A 1,993-nucleotide genomic window follows, 5' to 3' on the forward strand; every position below is an offset into this window, starting at 1 on the left:
GTGGGTCTGTTCGTGGCCTCCGCCGAGGACTTCCTGACCGACGAGGCCCTGCAGGCCGAGGTCTTCGGGGCCACCTCACTGGTGGTGGAATGTGCCGATCAGGCCGAGGTGAGGCGCGTGGCCGAGCATCTGGAAGGCCAGCTCACCGCGACCCTGCAGATGGACGATGGCGATCTGGACGCGGCCCGCGGCTTGCTGCCGGTGCTCGAACGGCGTGCCGGCCGGGTGATGGCCAACGGTTGGCCGACCGGCGTCGAGGTCTGCCACGCCATGGTCCATGGTGGGCCTTATCCGGCGACCTCGGACTCGCGCACCACCTCGGTGGGCAGCGCAGCGATCCACCGCTTCCTGCGCCCGGTGTGCTATCAGAACCTGCCCCAGGGGCTGCTGCCCGAAGCGCTGCGTGACGGCAACCCGGCGGGCGTCAGCCGCCTGGTCGACGGCAAGCGCGAAGCCTGAGGACCTCGCTTGGCCAAGAAAGTCGTCACGAGAAGACGCAGGTGAGAGCAAAACGGGACGGCAACTGGCCGGCCTCAGCGATCTCGACCGCGAATTGATCACCGGCCTCAAGACCCTTTTCGATCCCGACGACCTGATGGCCGCCGGACGGATTCTGCCCCGCCGGGCATGACTCGCCAGGCCCTTTCAGCTACAGGAATGACCATGCATCCAATCGATCCTCATCACTGCCTTCCCCACGACCTCGACCAAGCCCTGCTGATCGGCCGGGTCTGGCGCGATACGCCACAGCCAGGCCCTGCCATCGTGATCGTGCGCCGTGGCGAAGTGCTAGATATATCCGCCCATATCGCCACCATCGCCGACCTGCTCGACCTGGAAGATCCCGCCGCCTTCGTCCAGGACGTAGAAGGCGAATCGCTGGGCCAGGTCGATGCCCTGCTCGCCGCCTCCCTCGACGGTGCTGAAGACGCCCCGCGACTGCTCGCGCCCTGCGACCTGCAGACGGTCAAGGCATGCGGTGTCACCTTCGCCGTGAGCCTGCTCGAGCGAGTGATCGAAGAGCAGGCGGGCGGCGACCCGCAACGGGCAAGTGAGCTGCGCCGCGAGATCCAGTCCTTGATCGGTGGCGACCTGTCACGCATCCAACCGGGCTCGCCTCAGGCCCTCGCCCTGAAGGCAGATCTCCAGGCGCGAGGCGCTTGGTCTCAATATATGGAAGTGGGCATCGGCGAAGATGCCGAAGTGTTCTCGAAGGCCCAGCCACTCTCCTCGGTGGGCTTCGGCGACACCGTCGGTCTGCACCCCGCATCGCGCTGGAATAACCCTGAACCGGAAATCGTGCTCGCCGTCGATGCCCTCGGCGAGCCGAAGGGCGCCAGTCTGGGCAATGACGTCAACCTGCGTGACATCGAGGGACGCAGCGCCCTGCTGCTGGGCAAGGCGAAGGACAACAACGCCTCTTGTTCCATCGGTCCCTTCATCCGCCTGTTCGACGAGCACTTCACGATGGATACCGTGCGCCAGGCGCAGGTGTCGCTGCGCATCGAAGGCAGCGACGACGACTTCCTGCTGGAAGACTCGAGCGATATGCGCGAGATCAGCCGCGATCCCATGGATCTGGTGGCACAGACCCGAGGCGCCCACCATCAATATCCAGACGGTTTCATGCTGTTCCTCGGCACCATGTTCTCCCCCGTTCAGGACCGCGACGGCCCGGGCCAGGGCTTTACCCATCATCTGAATGACCGCGTGACCATTGCCACCCCCAGCCTTGGCGCCCTGGTCAATCAGGTCGGCCGCAGCGACCTGCTGCCGCCCTGGACCTTCGGCCTGCGCGCGCTGTTTGAGCATCTCGCTACCCGTCGTCATCAATAACCTTTGCAACCAATACCGCCCATTTCATCAATGCGTCAGGAGGCAACATGACTCTGGAAGGAACGCAACTGCTCGGCCAACGCGCCGTGACCGCCAATGGCCAGGCCATTCACGCCATCAATCCCGCCACCGGCGAGACCCTGTCGCCGGGCTACCC

Annotated in this window: 1 protein-coding gene and 1 pseudogene; both read left to right on the plus strand. The window is 65.3% G+C overall.

The genetic code is table 11. From position 1 onward, the window contains the following. Positions 1-459, plus strand: a pseudogene (locus tag HUS66_RS17310) (aldehyde dehydrogenase (NADP(+))); the annotation flags it as partial. A 204-nt stretch (positions 460-663) separates the two neighbouring features. Next, the gene (locus tag HUS66_RS17315; RefSeq protein ID WP_175072438.1) at positions 664-1,836 is read left to right on the plus strand and encodes a fumarylacetoacetate hydrolase family protein; all 1,173 of its coding nucleotides are present in this window, start codon (positions 664-666) and stop codon (positions 1,834-1,836) included. Positions 1,837-1,993 lie beyond the last annotated feature (157 nt).

It is taken from the genome of Onishia taeanensis (assembly GCF_013349955.1).
Taxonomy (GTDB): Bacteria; Pseudomonadota; Gammaproteobacteria; order Pseudomonadales; family Halomonadaceae; genus Onishia; species Onishia taeanensis_B.